This window comes from Candidatus Lokiarchaeota archaeon (assembly GCA_014730275.1).
Lineage (GTDB): Archaea > Asgardarchaeota > Thorarchaeia > Thorarchaeales > Thorarchaeaceae > WJIL01.
The window spans coordinates 33,042-46,866 of the sequence record WJIL01000097.1; the positions used below are offsets into that span (position 1 = coordinate 33,042).

The window sequence follows — 13,825 nt, forward strand, 5'->3', positions numbered from 1 at the left end:
TGGCAACAATACGGAAAACACAGTTCTCATTCTTCCTCTTCTACAAGGCTGAATCCTTCAGCGATTTTTTCTTCTTTCCGCTTTTTGAGAAAGTTCTCGGCTGCAGCCTGACTTGGAAACTCTTTGGATGAACAATGTCCACTCGTGCCTATATTGCCGAATCGAATCGTGACAAAATTACCCCTAATTTCACCTGACCAGAATTTGAATTTCTCTTGGTTTTCATACCGTCCTGTTTTGTTGACGTCGGGAGTCATTCTTTGCACAGGTCCAATTAGATTACTCGGAATACGAGAGGATTAATCTTTTCCAAGTGAAATGAACAATTGCGGAGAATAGTAGGGAGAGAACGCTATGTCGACGGACAGATGAAAAAACACCGATAATTTCATTATATTCAGAAGAATCGTTTAGAGGTAGTAGTCGATGTTAATTGAGGGAGAGAGAAAATTGGAAGACTATCCTAAGGGTTATGAGATTTTCATTATGCAGTTGAAATCATCTAAATCTGTGCTCGCGGTATTTGTTCTATTAACTATCGCGTCTCTGTTTCTAAGATATAGGATTGATTGGTTTTTGCTCGACGCTCTACTAATCGGAGCGCTGTATTTTCTTACCATGTTTGTCGGCTTTGCAGTAGGTACGGCTGTTCATGAAACAGAACATTTCAATGTGTTAAAGAGGTTCAAAATACCGGTAACTAATGTTGTCGCTCATAGGATAGCAAATGTTTCTTTCCATATTGACTGTTCAGATGAAATAAGCCTAGAGGAAGCCTACGAAATATCAGCCGCATCGTTTCGGGGATGGAAACAACGCATCATAGAAACGGTTATTCTGGCAATCCTGGTCACATTGAACATGCTAATTCCTTTTCCTTTCAACCTCGTCTTGGCGTTCCTGACATTCCTTGTTGCCCTGCAATTTCTAGGAGGGATCTGTGGGTGTTACTTGGTTGAAAGTCAAAAAACCGAAGGACTCTGCGTTTCACTGGCGAAAACAAGGAGTGGAGAGGACATTGAAGATATCATTAGATGGAACAAGGAACTAGTCGATACCAAGTAGTTGCCTGTTCTCATCCGTATCTTCAAATACCCGCCATTGAGCTACGAGGCCATCCCGGATCTTGGCGGTCCACAACGCAGGCCCATGAAGAATTTCCTCAGAGCATTCCGAATGGCCAACCATAATCACAAGGTCGTCCTTGGCAATGACACAAGAGAAAACGTTCCTATAATCGGTATAATTGTCGAAGAACTCGGTCCAGCCCTCTAGCATGACGTTCTTACCTTTAGCAGTATCTCCCTCAGTATCGATAAAGGAATGGTCTTCAGTCATCAATGAAGGAAGTCCCTTCAAGTCCTGCTCATTAATTCAATCATTGAATTCCAGGACGATTGATTTTGGATCGATAGCAGGTACTTCTCCTTCGCCATTCCACATGTTATCCATCTAGGAAACGACAAATCCTCAGAGGAGAGAGTGGCTCTGACCAAAATGCATATATGGGAAACCACAGCCTCCTCGATTCGAATGAATAGAACACGGAGGTGCAGATAATGATGGTTGTTAGAATTAATGCTATTTCGGAATCGGTTGATGTCTGCACTGGTGTTGCCGTGAACTAGAGGTTCACTGCTGCTTCTTGCTTATGTTGCTACTTTGATATTCTCACACGTGGTGTCAGATGGGCTTCAGCAGCCTACACCATTCTAGAGACATCTTCTTGTTACTATTGCGCTACTGAATATGATCACGTGTGAAACCAAACAAGAAATACAACAAAATGCCAATCGAGAAATTCAATCCCGATAAGGGAAGTGCCATACTTAGAAAACGGAAACAACAGAGAGGTGGCCGCAGAGGAAAAGACGTTGCTATTCATGAGCTGACCCTCGACACGGTTAGACAACATGCTATCAGTTTCGGCCTAGCGACCAGAGTAAGTTATCAAATCGCTGCTGGAAAGGAGGCTTCAATCTTCTTAGCAGGGTGGAAAGGACATCCTATCATCCTCAAGGCATACAGGCTGTGGAATAGTGCCCAGGCTTCGAAGAAAAGAGGTGCCTTTGCACAGGGAAAAATGGAAGCATTAGCTGTGAAAGAGTTCGATCTTCTCTGGAACAGTTTCCAAGCTGGAGTCAGGGTTCCAACACCGATTTCAAGAGTAGGCAACTATCTCACGATGAGATTTGTCGGTGAGGGTACCAGTCCAGCACCGCAGCTGAATGATGTCGTACTTGACAGGCCCAATGAGGCTTTGGATGAGATTCTAGAACAGTATTATCTCTTCTATCGAGAAGTAAACTACGTTCATGGTGATCTCAGTCCATTCAACATCCTTTGGTGGAAGGATAATCCATGGATTATCGATGTTCCTCAGGCCTACAAGGTTGACACCTACTGCTCCATGCACAAGGTAGAAGCACTCCTATACCGAGACATTAGGAACCTGTTGAAGTACTTTGACCAGTATGGAGTATACCGCGATGAAGATCAGATAGTGGATACCTTCCTAGAGGCCTACATTCCTGACAACATGCAACACTACAAAGAACTAGCGCCAGAAGGGAGTGAACTGCTGTGATACCAGATACAATCCTCTCAAGCTGGCGCATTTCACAGCTGAATATTCCATCAAGAGGTGAAAGAGATGACAGCCGAATCATATACCGAACGTGAAATTGTGATACTGCAAGGCCTAGAAGAGGAGGGGCCTATGAGTCCTAAGGAGATAAGCGACAATCTCAACATTCCACTACGCACTGTGACTCGGAATCTGAGGATTCTGAGAAAGAAGAGCCTCTGTCGGAAAATCCCGAACCTCCAAGATATGCGGAGCCCACTCTATGTGCGTCAAGGGGAACAATCGTAGATGAAAGAGGTAATTTGCTTGCTGCATTAATTAAACTGGGTCGATTACTCTGATTTCTTCAATCCGCTTGAAGGCTTGATCATGAGTCATTAGAGACTCGATACCGTCTCTCCTCATAGTGGCAGCTATCGAGAGAGAGACTCTTTCACGGGTTTCTCGATAGATTTCTTTTCCCTCTTCAAGGATTGTCGAATCTCGACAAGAAGTGGAGCCCATAATTGTTGCCACATCCAATACATAATTAGCAATTTGATAAAAATCATGTATAGTGATTCCTTTTGAACAACATAAGCGCCGCCCGAAGCTGGTTATGGATTCTCAAGTATTGGACACCGATTTACCTCATTCTCACGTTTACAGGACTCTTCTCATTGCAGTTCTTCAGCCATAATGCATATTCACTGGTGTTCCTAATTGGCATACCGGTTCTTGTTGTCCCCATTACCTATCAGAAGCTTGTTGGCGGAGGCTGTAGTCTGAAATACCGCATTTGTGCATTGGTACGAGGCATGCTTGCAGGTGTACTCTTCCTAGCACTCGCATACACCGCAAATCTGGTTCTTCAAATCATACTCGCTCAGCTATCTTTCTTAGAGAATCAAGTCCTAACGCAACCATATGAAATCTGGTTCTTCAGTGGTGCAATTGGAGGCTTTCTAGCCAGAATCGCAGAAGTCAGGGGACAATCCATGCCTGTTCAGGTCGGTATTAGTCGTGAATAGTATTGATGAATCATCAGTTACTGGGAGATGATGCGGGAGCGAATGTACAATCATCAACCTAAAAATCGGTCTCCGTGAACGAAAAGAAAGCCCTTCTGACCAACATCTCTTCCTCGATCATGTTCATCCGCAAACGAGTAATTTACGGACCACCCGTTTTCAGCAAAGAGGGGTTGGATTCCCTCTGGATTGATTCCCCACTTGAAATGCGTCATGAATGCGCCAAAGCTGACTTCAGCCAAAGCTCGTACGCAAGCATCAACGAAAATCTCACTATCCTCCGGGCTCATGGTGGCTGCTGTTTCCAATACAGAAACAAATGCCTCTCTAGGTAGGTAGTATCCAGTTCCCTCCAGTATCCAGAAGGTTGGAATTTCGGATGAGAATCCCCCATCAATAAGCCGAAATTTCCATCTTGGAGTTGATAAATCAGCAGGGACCCTGATGACGTTGCACAAAGAGTTTGCGTCTCTTAGAACCTCCTCTTTGTACTTGATGACAATTGGGAAATCGATTTCGAAGATAGTGTGATTCCCATCATCAAGTGGAGCAAATCGATACGCCCGGGTATCAAGCCCCGCTCCAAGGAGGATAATCTGAGATTTGTTGTGTTCTTCGCACCATGGTGCTAGCAGCTCATTTTCAAGGTAGTGGGCCCGTACAATCGGATAATCCATTCGTTCGTAGCGTCTGTGTTTGTTGAGGTAGTCTTCCAAATCACCTGCTAGTCTTTCGGCGAAAGGATCTGAAATAAGTGGGTCTTCACGTTTGTATTCCTGCGCGCGCTGGTATGCGATGAGCCTTGCAGTGAATGGCACAGCTTCTGCCTCATCTAAAGCATCTTTGTCGTTCCCTCGTCGAGGCATAGATTCATCCACCATTCAATAGTCAGTTGCAGGTCAAACAAAAAAGCGTTATTCAGACTCAGAGTGTTTTCCAAATACTCGTTTCTGTAGGAAGCCGCCGGGGCAAGTGTTTCGCACTGCACAGGAAAGTATTCCAAATGAATGATTCCGTTTTTTCTAGTGGTGAGAAGAAAACCAAAAAGAGTCACAAACCTAATGGTTAAATATAGTTAATTACAACATTATTGTAGGTTTCTACAATGACAATTGTGCAAGACAAGAGAGAATACGCCAATTCTCCAACTGAGAATAAGGCAGTTATTCGCAGGTTTATTGAAGCATATAATAACCGAGAATTGGAAATATTCGATGAGTTAGTAGTAGCAGACTATATTGACCATACACATCAAACCGAGGGTCGAGAAGCGTTCAAGCAATTATTCACTCTAGCCTTCAAAGGTTTCCCCGATTGGTACGAATCCATTCAAGAAATGATAGCTGAGGGCGATAAGGTGTGGGTCCGCGTCATAGCCAAAGGCACTCACACAGGCGACTGGAATCTTTTTGGAGTTCCATTACCACCAACTGGCAAGAAAGTAGAAATGGAGATGGTATTCATCTGGCGCGTAGTTGATGGCAAGCTTGTGGAGGGAGAAGAAGTCGACGACTCGTTGAATTTCATGAAACAACTTGGTTTGATCGAGTACACACAGAAAGGCAAGAAAGTCTTTCCAGAAGATGCTGGGTAGTCCTAGGTTTAGGCGCGGAGTTTTGCCTTATCAAAAGGAAAACTCTATGGGCATAATAGCTTAGAGTAAGTTGAGGTAACAAGTTGTCAGAAGAGCAATCGAAATCAACTAAAGTCATTGCAGAACTAGTCATAGCCCCTTTCGGGGTGGGTACTAGTTTAAGCTCTTATGTCAAAGAATCAGTAAAAGAAATCGATTCCTTCCCAGAAATCAGGGTTCAGCATACGCCGATGAGCTCAATCATTGAAGCGGATAGTGTTGATCAAATACTAGAGGTCACGAAAGCCGCGCATGAAAGAATGTTTGATGCTGGTGCAGAAAGGGTCTCTACTTTGCTTCGGATTGATGACCGAAGAGATAAGGGACGAGAAATGGAAGACAAGGTAGATGCGATTTCCTGACATCCCCCCGGTTTTTTGCCCATTCCCTAACGGTACGATCTAATCCCTTTGGTGTAAGATAACTACAACCACAACCATGATACCCCCGATGGCCCCACCGATTCCTAACAGCATTATGTAATCTAATTCGGTGGAAGCACCATTAGGAGTAGTTGTTGTCGTTGTCGGTGATGTTGTAGTGGAGCTTGTTTCTGTGGACCAGCCTGCGAGCTGGGCCATTAACCACCAGAAGGCTTTGCCCTTCTGCTCGCAGCTGCTATAGGTTGTGTGACCTGCTTCGTTACCGTTGAATTCCTCATGTTCAATGGGAACATCGTAAGTTTCCCCACTATCTGCGTGTTCATAGGTACTATGCTCTCCTTCGTACCAGCAATCCAAGTCAGCGAAGTCAAAGAGTACCTTGTTGTTTTCAATACAATATTGGCGAATCATTTCATTGTTCCGCCAGCGAGTATAGCCATCTGAACCACCACTCTGAGCGTTACCGGTCATGTAGATGAACATCAGATCTGGATTATCGTTCTCCAAAGAAGTCATCGCATCAAGGTAATTCTGTACTTCTGAACTAGAATAGTGATTAAGCTGACAACACCAAGACCAAAGTGAGATTGTCAATGCTGGGTTGCTATCGAGGGTGTTCTGTGTTGTGGATAGCCCGTCTGCAGTTGACCAGTAAAGTTCTGGCGTAATGTAGCTATGTGGAGGGTTCCCATCAAGCATACAGAGTGCCCCCTCTTCGGCGGGGAGATTGCCAGAACCTATTGCACAACTGAAAGTAGCGTTTGCAGACTCAATCCGTTGAAGCCCTGTTGTAATCTGTCCACCATGACTTGTGTGAGCATAGTGTATCTTCAAGTTAGATTTGGCTTGCTCAAGCCATTCATCAGGGATTTCATCAAGAGAAATGCATTCATGGTCTACCACAAGACCTCCCGAGAACTGAGCGGTAGAAAGAGAAGCAAATGCAGACTGCTCGAGTAGTAGCGAAAATGCAAGACATGTAAGTAGAACAATAGCTATCTTTCTTGAGGGGATGGCGTGCCGCATATTGTAAACCCTTCTAGTTGAATTGATGGGGGCTTATATGATTTCGTTGCTTGTTTCTTCCAGCTTTGGCAATCTTACCTTCTAGCTTTTAAGCAGAGACGCAAGTTCCTCAGCCCATTCCCGTATTCTATCCAAATCACGGTTATCATAGGGCTTGTCAGTATCAACGCCCTGAGCCTCCAGATCCTTTCGAAGGCCTCGTAAGAGCAACCTCCACAGGAAACCCATAGCATCGAAATCCCAGAAGCCACCAAAAACTTCGATTGAATCCGGGTTCAAGCCATGTTCATTTGCCTTATCAACAACATACTGTTGGTACGCTTCTTCTTTGTTGACACCAAGCTTCGAGTAAAGTCCACCTTCTTGTTCGGCTCCCATCTCTCCATCGCCAGTAGTAAATGGCCAGGAACCTGAGGAAACAAATAGAGCTGTAATTTTCGATTGTAGTTCCTCTTTGTGGTCTTTAAGGAATTGGTCGGGTTCTTTGGTCCACCTTGAGGCTTTTATGCCGCTTCCTATGACAACCATATCGTAGACAGAAAGATCGTCAACATCCTGGCGTTTCAGATTAACAACATCGGTTTCAATTCCCTCTTCCCTTAGTCCCGTTGCGATAAGGTCGGCAGTGTCAGCCGTAGCTCCGTACCTTGTTCCGAATGCAATTAGCGTTTTCAATTACCTTGTCACCAATATTCAATTTTCTTTCTGGTTTCAACTCGTTATTCTACGTAATTTGTCTTTCACCAGATAAAGAAGACCAACGTAGGACAACGCCCCAAGTATTCCAAAAATCACGAGGGCAGGAATCTGTAATTCGGGATCCCCATTCAAGAACATCACCCATCCCATCGCGTTTACAGCAGTTCCTAGCGTTACAAAGAAGCCAAAGAAAAGCAGAATGACAGGATACGCAGTTCGGGGGCGTGTAAGTAGTAGATACAATGAAATGAATCCTAATGGAATAGTTAGACCAAGATCGAAGTAGCGGATAACCCAGAAGACATTGGGTGTGTTCTCATAAGTTCCCGACTCTGTGCCGCCTGTATTCAGGACTTGGAACACCTCACCCAACCACATCATGGCGAACAGCAGAAGAAGGACGGACATCACTGCCGCATAGATTTTGAGATTCCGTGGGTTGAATGTAGGTGCATCATCAGGTTCAAACATGGACAGACTGCTCATTCCAAGGATGAGACCGCCAATAACGAGAAAAATGAGTAATCCGAAGTAATGTTCGATATTGCCCGAATATGCCGGATTATTCCACTCTTGGCCGATTCCATAGGTAAGCCCAGTGTAAATCAGGGTCACCGGAGGGAGAATCAAGAAGTACTTCGCCCATTCCTTTCTCAACAAATGAGCTAGACCACCAATGAGAAGAATTGGCGTGATTAGTATCAGGTCAGCCAAATCTTGACCCATAAGTTGCCAAATCACGGATTGTGAGGATCTGTGCTCCATTATTCCGAGGCCGAGTGGACCTATGGCTGCTATTACGATGAAGACAATCGCACAGGCTATAGCAACCAGACTGATTACGTACCTTTCAAAGACAAGATGACTAGGTTCTTCAGATTCCATTGTTTTCACCTGAGTGAATACTTCTATGACTCCGCGAGTTGAAAGCCATAATAAACTTGGCACGGCGGTACATATGAAACAATCGAAGGATACCCTGCTTAGTGTGCCATCCAAATTCGAAAAACCAATAGCGATTTGACAATGGATATATCACCCAATAAGAAGCAACGTGGGAAGCTCGGTGAGTAATCTTTGAATTCTGATGTTGATGAAATACAAGCCTTTCAACAGAAGATAATGAACTGGTGGAGAAGAAACGCACGCGACCTACCATGGAGAAGGGACAATAGCCCGTATGCCGTGCTTGTTTCTGAAATAATGCTTCAGCAGACGCAGGTTAATCGGGTGGTCCCAAAATTCAAGCAATTCATGGAGACATTCCCCACAATTGATGATCTTGCCAATGCAGGGATAAAGGAAGTAATGCAAATCTGGAGTGGGCTTGGATATAACCGAAGAGCGGTATGGTTGAGAGACGCAGCAAAGAAGATAGTTGAGAAAGGGTCGTTCCCTCGGACTATCGAGGAGCTAACCAATCTGAAGGGCATTGGACCGTACACCTCGCGCTCAATTCTTATCTTTGCATTCAACAGGGATATTTCCACAGTTGATACAAACATTAGGCGGGTTCTCATTTCAGCAGGATTTGCTACGAAGGAGACTTCCAAAAAAGAATTGCAAAAAATTGCGGACAGAATCCTCTTGAAAGGAAGGTCTCGTGATTGGCATAATGCGCTTATGGATTATGGCTCGGAAGTCCTCACCTCCAGTTCAACAGGGATATCGCCCCGCACAAAGCAAACAAGATTCGAAGGATCTACTAGACAGCTCAGAGGGGAAATCATCAAGGTTTTGACATTTTCTGAACCACTTGAACTACAAGAGCTGATTTCCCAGACTGAGATGGTAACACCAAATCAGAAACAAATCAGTACAGTGCTTCGAGAGTTGGAGAAAGAACAACTAGTGGAACAAACAGATACAGGAAAATACCGTCTTCCAAGATAATCAACCCTGGTCATTTGGTATTTTGAATCTACAGAGAGTTCTTAGTGTATTCTATTAATCACCAAAATAACCGCGTTCTGAAGCCTCATCGAGTAGCTCTTGAGTCAGCTTCCAGAGATGCTCCGATCCCAGCCGAATTTTCTTTTTCTTCTCCAGAACATCAGCCTTGTGGAGATTGTGCTTTTTCCAAGATGCCCCTTCATTGCCGTATGCCATCAAGATTGGTTGAAGTGAATCAACAGCCTTGGCAAATTTCGCTTCAGGTGTTGACATCGATTCAAATTCTTCCCAAATTTCCAAGAGAGATTGTCCCTGTTCGGGAGGAAGAAGACCGAAAATTCGTTTGGCCGCTTCCTGTTCAGCCTCGTACTTCTCCGAATCGAGATGGTCGCCGTATAGAAAAGTATCACCGGCATCGATCTCAACCAAATCGTGAATAAGGAGCATCTTCATAACATGCAGAAGGTCAAGATCAGACTCATTTGCGTATTCACTGAAAATGAGGGCTGATAGGGCAGCATGCCATGTGTGTTCAGCTGAATTCTCTTGTCTCGAGTTGTCAACAAGCCATGTTTGTCTCAGTATTTTCTTCAGCTTGTCAATCTCTATGAGGAATTCTATTTGAGCCAATGAATTATCAGAAGACATGATACGGAGAGGCAAATGGTGCTATTTGGGTATAACGGCCCCGATGCCCAACTCCCTCGCTTCACAATTAGGTCGTCTTTCCAAAGGGTCCGGTCATCATAATCCACAGTCCATCTCTGGAAAAGCCGGGGAACAATGCAAGAGCTATTCCAAGGATAACCATGATGATGCCAAAGATGAACAGAGGGGTTAAGAAGATCTCATAGAATCCCAATTGAACTTCCATTCCTGTATATGCAAGTACTGATACGACAAATGGTGCTAGAACAGTAGCAATTACCAGAACTACACCAAGCCAGAAAATGACTTTGCCAATCCGTTTTCTGCGAGAAACATCTCGGGGTTCCCCTTAGTTTTTTCGTTCATCGTTTATCAGCAATTTAATCCAATTCAATTCTTATTGCTTTTTCCCCGAATATTCAGAGTATCTCTATAGGGTTATGTCAGAATCTTTTAATCATCAGTAAAGAAAAAGAAGAAGGTGTGAGGAGAAGGGTTTAAGCTGGAATGATTCGTTCTTTCTGCTTCTGTAACTCCAAAGCAGATAGCTTTTGATCATGGGTGAGTTCGGAGTGCTTTTCGATAGATTTTGCAACAGCGCCCCGAGATGTGCCCATAAGTTCCGCATTACAGATATCGCATTCGTACTTGTATGGCATCGTCTGTCACTAATGTAAACATGTTTCCTGTGACCTTTTAGTAATTGGGGAAGTATGACGCGATAAAACAATTCAGAAAGGAATTGATAGAAGCAGGACTTGATGATTTGTACCTTAGTCAGCATCTCACTGTGAGTACAATTCTTTCAATCGCTCAAGCGCAGCTGAATAGTCCTCATTCTGTTTTGACCAGTCCACAAGATTATCACATGGAAAACCATCACATTCATCGCAGTGCTCAAGGCCTTTTTCGTCAACACAGCACTCTAGAATCCAGCAATCTGCAGACCAATGAGTTGTGCGGTCGCCATGACAACCTTTGCAATACATGCCCTTGGCGATAGCTTCACTTATGCCTTCCTTTTGACCAAGCCACCCCATCCCTTGAAGATTGAACGGTTCAAATCAGTATAATGTTCATACCAGTTATGGTCACTGACATTCTTGAATTCGTCCTGAATCTCCTTATGTGTCAGATTGTAGTTAGCCCGTGTAGACTCTATGCCCCAGTAGGTTGCTTGTCCTTCAATCCAGAATTTGTTTTGAACCGGTGCGTGATCTACTGTATCATTGCCTTTCTTTTCAGTCTTGAACTGGAAAAGATGCATTAGTTCGTGCTCACAGACGTACTTCAAGTCGGCTTTGCTCTCCTTCTTGCCTACTTCAATTATAATGTGACCTTTAGTTGATGCTTTGCCTACCGTTTCACTGGTCGTTCCTTTAAGCACTGTAATATTGATTCTACCTGGCCTGTAGGTTACTGGACCTCTAGTGAAACCTTTCTTATGGTAGAAATCCAAGCTATAGGCGATGTGTTCCTTTATTTCCTTAACATAGTCTCCGTCAACGCCGCTCTTATTGTAAACATCTACCTTCTCACTCTTATCGAGTGTCTTTTTATCGTCAATCCCATCGAAAGAGAAGTCACGATTCACACCATTTGTAATTGTAACTCTATAGCCGGTTTCAGTTGCCAAAAAGCCATACACATTGGGGCGCCCAGGAGAAATAAGACTCTCCATCCACTTGCTTGTGTTTGCTGATTCAAAACCAAATAGAGACACAGACCCATTGTGATTCGAAGGAAGCGAAGGTCCGTTGTCCTCGTCAGGCCATCCGTCATAAGTTTCGTCACCATTGCCACCACTATAGCGTACATAGTCAATGACATTCCCAACCTCCGTGAAGAGCCCTATTTCATCTCCTGAGGGGTCAAGCAGTCTATCTGTCAAACCAAGATGAATGCTTGCTGATCCATCACTGGCGTCCAAGTCATCTTCTCCAGTCCCCCCGTAGATTGCGATGTAATCTTCTGCGTCGATGCTACTTACTAAAGGCAGCCTAAGCATGCCCTCCTCATCGAATGTTGTAATATACCAACCAGAAAGCTGCTCTTTGGTATAACCTTCAGAAATATAGACTTCAAAAAATTCCTGATCAACTGTGAGAGTCTGATTGTAATGAATTTCACATATCTGAACGTTATCTACAAATTCTGATGCAGTGTCCGTATGAGTTGGTTCACTTGCTTGCTGTAACAGCAAAAAAAAAACGGTCAGTCCGGAGGCTACGAGGATTATGGTAGTAATTAGAATGGCGGCTACTTTTCGATTCAAATTCAGTTCCCTGAAGCCAGTGGTGGCCCAAATGGACACAGACCAACCAATACTTTTGTCTTTCTGTTTCTCTCGCATTCTTGATAACAGCAATAAGTGAGCGGAATGCATCATAAACTGGTGATTGTCCTGTTAGACTTGGTTAATACCCTTCGAGATTTCAAAAATGATTCTGAACTCTATGCTGATCTCATATTTGATGCCGAGAAATCTATCACGATTGTTGTCGAATTGACTGACACTGGTCAAACTGCTACCCTCATTTTGGAGAAAGAGACAGGGGTTAGTAGCATCGAAAAAGGTGGAAAAAAAGGGGATTTGAAAGTAACTATGACAACACAAACTTTGCATGATATTGCAGAAGGAGAAGCAGATGCATTTGCCTTGGCAGGTCGCTCAAGTATGGATGAAAAGCGTCCGATTGACTTTGAATTCCTGAACCCGGCTCGAAGTGCAGAAGCAATGGAAGCTATCAAAGGGCTTGCAACCTATTTCTTCGTACCAGGGCGGCTGAAAAACAAGGAACTCCGGGTTGAACAGGCGGGTCAAGCCCATGGTGCTCGCCCAATCCCATTGGTCTACTGGAATGCGTTGAGGACAGCATGGTATCATGTTGACACTGGTACCGTGCTAAATGAAGAGCGAGAAATCGATCCATGGCCCCAAGCTTTCATTGTTTTGGATGGAAAGGGGAAGATAGTAATCGATGACGAAACCATTGAAATGGAAAAGAACAGGATTTACTATGTGCCTAGAAGCGTAGTACATCAGATTGAGGCGAGGACAGATGTTCAGCTCATTTGGCTAGCATGGGACGCAAAATAAAGTGACAACAGGATTCTTTGGACTGTGGATTACATGGACGAAGAGAATCACAGTGAAGATACCCTTTTTGGCAGGATTAGAAGCACAGTGGGGCGATTCTTTGGAAACGGGGTATGTCCGTATGAATTTTCTTTCACACTGATGAATCCCTTTCGTCGCTTCATACTCTCACCCAGCGAACTATTGGACCGTTTGCAGCTAGCAAAGGATTTCTGCGTCCTTGAGCTGGGACCAGGGCCTGGATATTTCAGTCCTGAAGTTGCGAAAGCTCTTACAGAAGGACATCTTCTTTTGGTCGATATTCAGAAGGAAATGCTCGAAAGGAACAGAAAACGACTACAGAAACAAAGCATTGCCAATGCTGCCTCAATCCATGGTGATGGATGCTCTTTGCCAATAGGTAGTGATACATGTGATGTGGCTTTTCTAGTAGCTGTGCTTGGTGAAGTTCCACAGCCTAGATTATGCATAAGAGAAATGGGCAGAGTACTTCGAAATGGCGGTTTGCTCTCAATTACAGAACAGCCGGGCGATCCGGATCATCTTTCAATAGATACAGTATGCAATCTCGTAGAAAGCGAGGGCTTCACCGTTCTCGAGTCACTTGGAAAAGACAAAAACTTCACTGTCAATTTCAGACTTACCTCCATCTGATGCTTGCTGTGGCGGATTAATCGTTTCTCCCAGATATCCTCACAACTTATGGTCACAAATTGTGACTACCGATTGTGACCCCATATAGTGGCTTTCTATTATATACTAAATCTGAGTGGTATGTCATGTGAAACACGATGAACACGATGTCAAACACAACCCGGTCAGAGAAGAAGAATATCGCAACCATCG

At 44.1% G+C, this 13,825-nt stretch carries 20 protein-coding genes; 9 read left to right on the forward strand and 11 right to left on the reverse strand.

The annotated features are described in order from the left end of the window. Window positions 1-26 precede the first annotated feature (26 nt). Window positions 27-257: a WGR domain-containing protein gene (locus tag GF309_11160; protein ID MBD3159338.1), complete on the reverse strand. Its 231-nt coding sequence runs from the start codon at window positions 255-257 to the stop codon at window positions 27-29. Window positions 258-450: 193 nt separating this feature from the next. On the opposite strand from GF309_11160, the gene GF309_11165 reads away from it, so the two are divergent. Continuing rightward, the gene (locus GF309_11165; protein MBD3159339.1) at window positions 451-1,065 is read left to right on the forward strand and encodes a hypothetical protein; all 615 of its coding nucleotides are present in this window, start codon (window positions 451-453) and stop codon (window positions 1,063-1,065) included. Here the strand turns inward: GF309_11165 and GF309_11170 are convergent. Beyond that, on the reverse strand, window positions 1,048-1,338 hold the full coding sequence (locus GF309_11170; protein MBD3159340.1) for a hypothetical protein: 291 nt from the start codon (window positions 1,336-1,338) through the stop codon (window positions 1,048-1,050). The genes GF309_11165 and GF309_11170 overlap by 18 nt on opposite strands. Window positions 1,339-1,759: 421 nt before the next feature. Between GF309_11170 and GF309_11175 the strand changes: the two genes are divergently transcribed. Further along, window positions 1,760-2,587 carry a hypothetical protein gene (locus GF309_11175; GenBank protein ID MBD3159341.1) on the forward strand — a complete coding sequence of 276 codons (828 nt, stop codon included), beginning with the start codon at window positions 1,760-1,762 and terminating at the stop codon, window positions 2,585-2,587. Window positions 2,588-2,653: 66 nt separating this feature from the next. Further along, the gene (locus GF309_11180) at window positions 2,654-2,875 is read left to right on the forward strand and encodes a MarR family transcriptional regulator (protein MBD3159342.1); all 222 of its coding nucleotides are present in this window, start codon (window positions 2,654-2,656) and stop codon (window positions 2,873-2,875) included. Window positions 2,876-2,905: 30 nt separating this feature from the next. On the opposite strand, the gene GF309_11185 is transcribed toward GF309_11180, so the two are convergent. Further along, a complete protein-coding gene (locus tag GF309_11185; GenBank protein ID MBD3159343.1) occupies window positions 2,906-3,091 on the reverse strand; it encodes a hypothetical protein in 186 nt (61 codons plus the stop codon). A 62-nt stretch (window positions 3,092-3,153) separates the two neighbouring features. Between GF309_11185 and GF309_11190 the strand changes: the two genes are divergently transcribed. Then, a complete protein-coding gene (locus GF309_11190) occupies window positions 3,154-3,597 on the forward strand; it encodes a hypothetical protein (GenBank protein ID MBD3159344.1) in 444 nt (147 codons plus the stop codon). 53 nt (window positions 3,598-3,650) lie between these two features. Here the strand turns inward: GF309_11190 and GF309_11195 are convergent, their stop codons facing one another. Further along, window positions 3,651-4,478, reverse strand: coding sequence for an SAM-dependent methyltransferase (locus GF309_11195; protein MBD3159345.1), 828 nt, complete (start codon window positions 4,476-4,478; stop codon window positions 3,651-3,653). A 224-nt stretch (window positions 4,479-4,702) separates the two neighbouring features. On the opposite strand from GF309_11195, the gene GF309_11200 reads away from it, so the two are divergent. Together GF309_11200 and GF309_11205 are read left to right on the forward strand one after the other, a co-directional pair. After that, window positions 4,703-5,191, forward strand: a complete 489-nt coding sequence (locus tag GF309_11200) for an ester cyclase (GenBank protein ID MBD3159346.1) — start codon at window positions 4,703-4,705, stop codon at window positions 5,189-5,191. An 83-nt stretch (window positions 5,192-5,274) separates the two neighbouring features. Beyond that, window positions 5,275-5,592 (forward strand): MTH1187 family thiamine-binding protein, encoded by a 318-nt coding sequence (locus tag GF309_11205; GenBank protein ID MBD3159347.1) that lies wholly within the window; start codon window positions 5,275-5,277, stop codon window positions 5,590-5,592. A 39-nt stretch (window positions 5,593-5,631) separates the two neighbouring features. Here the strand turns inward: GF309_11205 and GF309_11210 are convergent, their stop codons facing one another. The 3 genes from GF309_11210 to GF309_11220 form a co-directional block, all read right to left on the reverse strand. Then, window positions 5,632-6,639, reverse strand: coding sequence for a hypothetical protein (locus GF309_11210; GenBank protein MBD3159348.1), 1,008 nt, complete (start codon window positions 6,637-6,639; stop codon window positions 5,632-5,634). A gap of 81 nt (window positions 6,640-6,720) precedes the next feature. Beyond that, window positions 6,721-7,314, reverse strand: a complete 594-nt coding sequence (locus tag GF309_11215; protein MBD3159349.1) for a hypothetical protein — start codon at window positions 7,312-7,314, stop codon at window positions 6,721-6,723. Window positions 7,315-7,350: 36 nt separating this feature from the next. Continuing rightward, window positions 7,351-8,223 (reverse strand): hypothetical protein, encoded by an 873-nt coding sequence (locus tag GF309_11220; protein MBD3159350.1) that lies wholly within the window; start codon window positions 8,221-8,223, stop codon window positions 7,351-7,353. A gap of 192 nt (window positions 8,224-8,415) precedes the next feature. Between GF309_11220 and GF309_11225 the strand changes: the two genes are divergently transcribed. After that, window positions 8,416-9,231: a Fe-S cluster assembly protein HesB gene (locus GF309_11225; protein ID MBD3159351.1), complete on the forward strand. Its 816-nt coding sequence runs from the start codon at window positions 8,416-8,418 to the stop codon at window positions 9,229-9,231. Between the two features lie 54 nt (window positions 9,232-9,285). On the opposite strand, the gene GF309_11230 is transcribed toward GF309_11225, so the two are convergent. The 4 genes from GF309_11230 to GF309_11245 form a co-directional block, all read right to left on the reverse strand. Beyond that, complete coding sequence (locus tag GF309_11230; GenBank protein MBD3159352.1) at window positions 9,286-9,879, reverse strand: HD domain-containing protein; 594 nt, start codon at window positions 9,877-9,879, stop codon at window positions 9,286-9,288. Between the two features lie 497 nt (window positions 9,880-10,376). Further along, window positions 10,377-10,538: a hypothetical protein gene (locus tag GF309_11235; protein MBD3159353.1), complete on the reverse strand. Its 162-nt coding sequence runs from the start codon at window positions 10,536-10,538 to the stop codon at window positions 10,377-10,379. A 126-nt stretch (window positions 10,539-10,664) separates the two neighbouring features. Then, on the reverse strand, window positions 10,665-10,919 hold the full coding sequence (locus GF309_11240) for a DUF3795 domain-containing protein (GenBank protein MBD3159354.1): 255 nt from the start codon (window positions 10,917-10,919) through the stop codon (window positions 10,665-10,667). After that, window positions 10,889-12,268: a hypothetical protein gene (locus GF309_11245; GenBank protein MBD3159355.1), complete on the reverse strand. Its 1,380-nt coding sequence runs from the start codon at window positions 12,266-12,268 to the stop codon at window positions 10,889-10,891. The genes GF309_11240 and GF309_11245 overlap by 31 nt, the downstream gene beginning before the upstream one ends. On the opposite strand from GF309_11245, the gene GF309_11250 reads away from it, so the two are divergent. Together GF309_11250 and GF309_11255 are read left to right on the forward strand one after the other, a co-directional pair. Beyond that, window positions 12,260-12,979 (forward strand): cupin domain-containing protein, encoded by a 720-nt coding sequence (locus GF309_11250; protein MBD3159356.1) that lies wholly within the window; start codon window positions 12,260-12,262, stop codon window positions 12,977-12,979. The two genes, GF309_11245 and GF309_11250, sit on opposite strands and share 9 nt — an antisense overlap. A 33-nt stretch (window positions 12,980-13,012) precedes the next feature. Then, window positions 13,013-13,633, forward strand: coding sequence for a methyltransferase domain-containing protein (locus GF309_11255; GenBank protein MBD3159357.1), 621 nt, complete (start codon window positions 13,013-13,015; stop codon window positions 13,631-13,633). Window positions 13,634-13,825 lie beyond the last annotated feature (192 nt).

Excerpts from the sequence above, each read along its gene's own strand:
- GF309_11250 (MBD3159356.1), top strand. The coding sequence starts at position 12,260 with ATGCATCATAAACTGGTGATTGTCCTGTTAGACTTGGTTAATACCCTT.
- GF309_11185 (MBD3159343.1), bottom strand. The coding sequence starts at position 3,091 with ATGGGCTCCACTTCTTGTCGAGATTCGACAATCCTTGAAGAGGGAAAA.
- GF309_11195 (MBD3159345.1), bottom strand. The coding sequence starts at position 4,478 with ATGGTGGATGAATCTATGCCTCGACGAGGGAACGACAAAGATGCTTTA.
- GF309_11240 (MBD3159354.1), bottom strand. The coding sequence starts at position 10,919 with ATGGGGTGGCTTGGTCAAAAGGAAGGCATAAGTGAAGCTATCGCCAAG.
- GF309_11230 (MBD3159352.1), bottom strand. The coding sequence starts at position 9,879 with ATGTCTTCTGATAATTCATTGGCTCAAATAGAATTCCTCATAGAGATT.
- GF309_11170 (MBD3159340.1), bottom strand. The coding sequence starts at position 1,338 with ATGACTGAAGACCATTCCTTTATCGATACTGAGGGAGATACTGCTAAA.
- GF309_11245 (MBD3159355.1), bottom strand. The coding sequence starts at position 12,268 with ATGATGCATTCCGCTCACTTATTGCTGTTATCAAGAATGCGAGAGAAA.
- GF309_11200 (MBD3159346.1), top strand. The coding sequence starts at position 4,703 with ATGACAATTGTGCAAGACAAGAGAGAATACGCCAATTCTCCAACTGAG.
- GF309_11220 (MBD3159350.1), bottom strand. The coding sequence starts at position 8,223 with ATGGAATCTGAAGAACCTAGTCATCTTGTCTTTGAAAGGTACGTAATC.
- GF309_11180 (MBD3159342.1), top strand. The coding sequence starts at position 2,654 with ATGACAGCCGAATCATATACCGAACGTGAAATTGTGATACTGCAAGGC.
- GF309_11160 (MBD3159338.1), bottom strand. The coding sequence starts at position 257 with ATGACTCCCGACGTCAACAAAACAGGACGGTATGAAAACCAAGAGAAA.
- GF309_11210 (MBD3159348.1), bottom strand. The coding sequence starts at position 6,639 with ATGCGGCACGCCATCCCCTCAAGAAAGATAGCTATTGTTCTACTTACA.
- GF309_11255 (MBD3159357.1), top strand. The coding sequence starts at position 13,013 with ATGGACGAAGAGAATCACAGTGAAGATACCCTTTTTGGCAGGATTAGA.
- GF309_11235 (MBD3159353.1), bottom strand. The coding sequence starts at position 10,538 with ATGCCATACAAGTACGAATGCGATATCTGTAATGCGGAACTTATGGGC.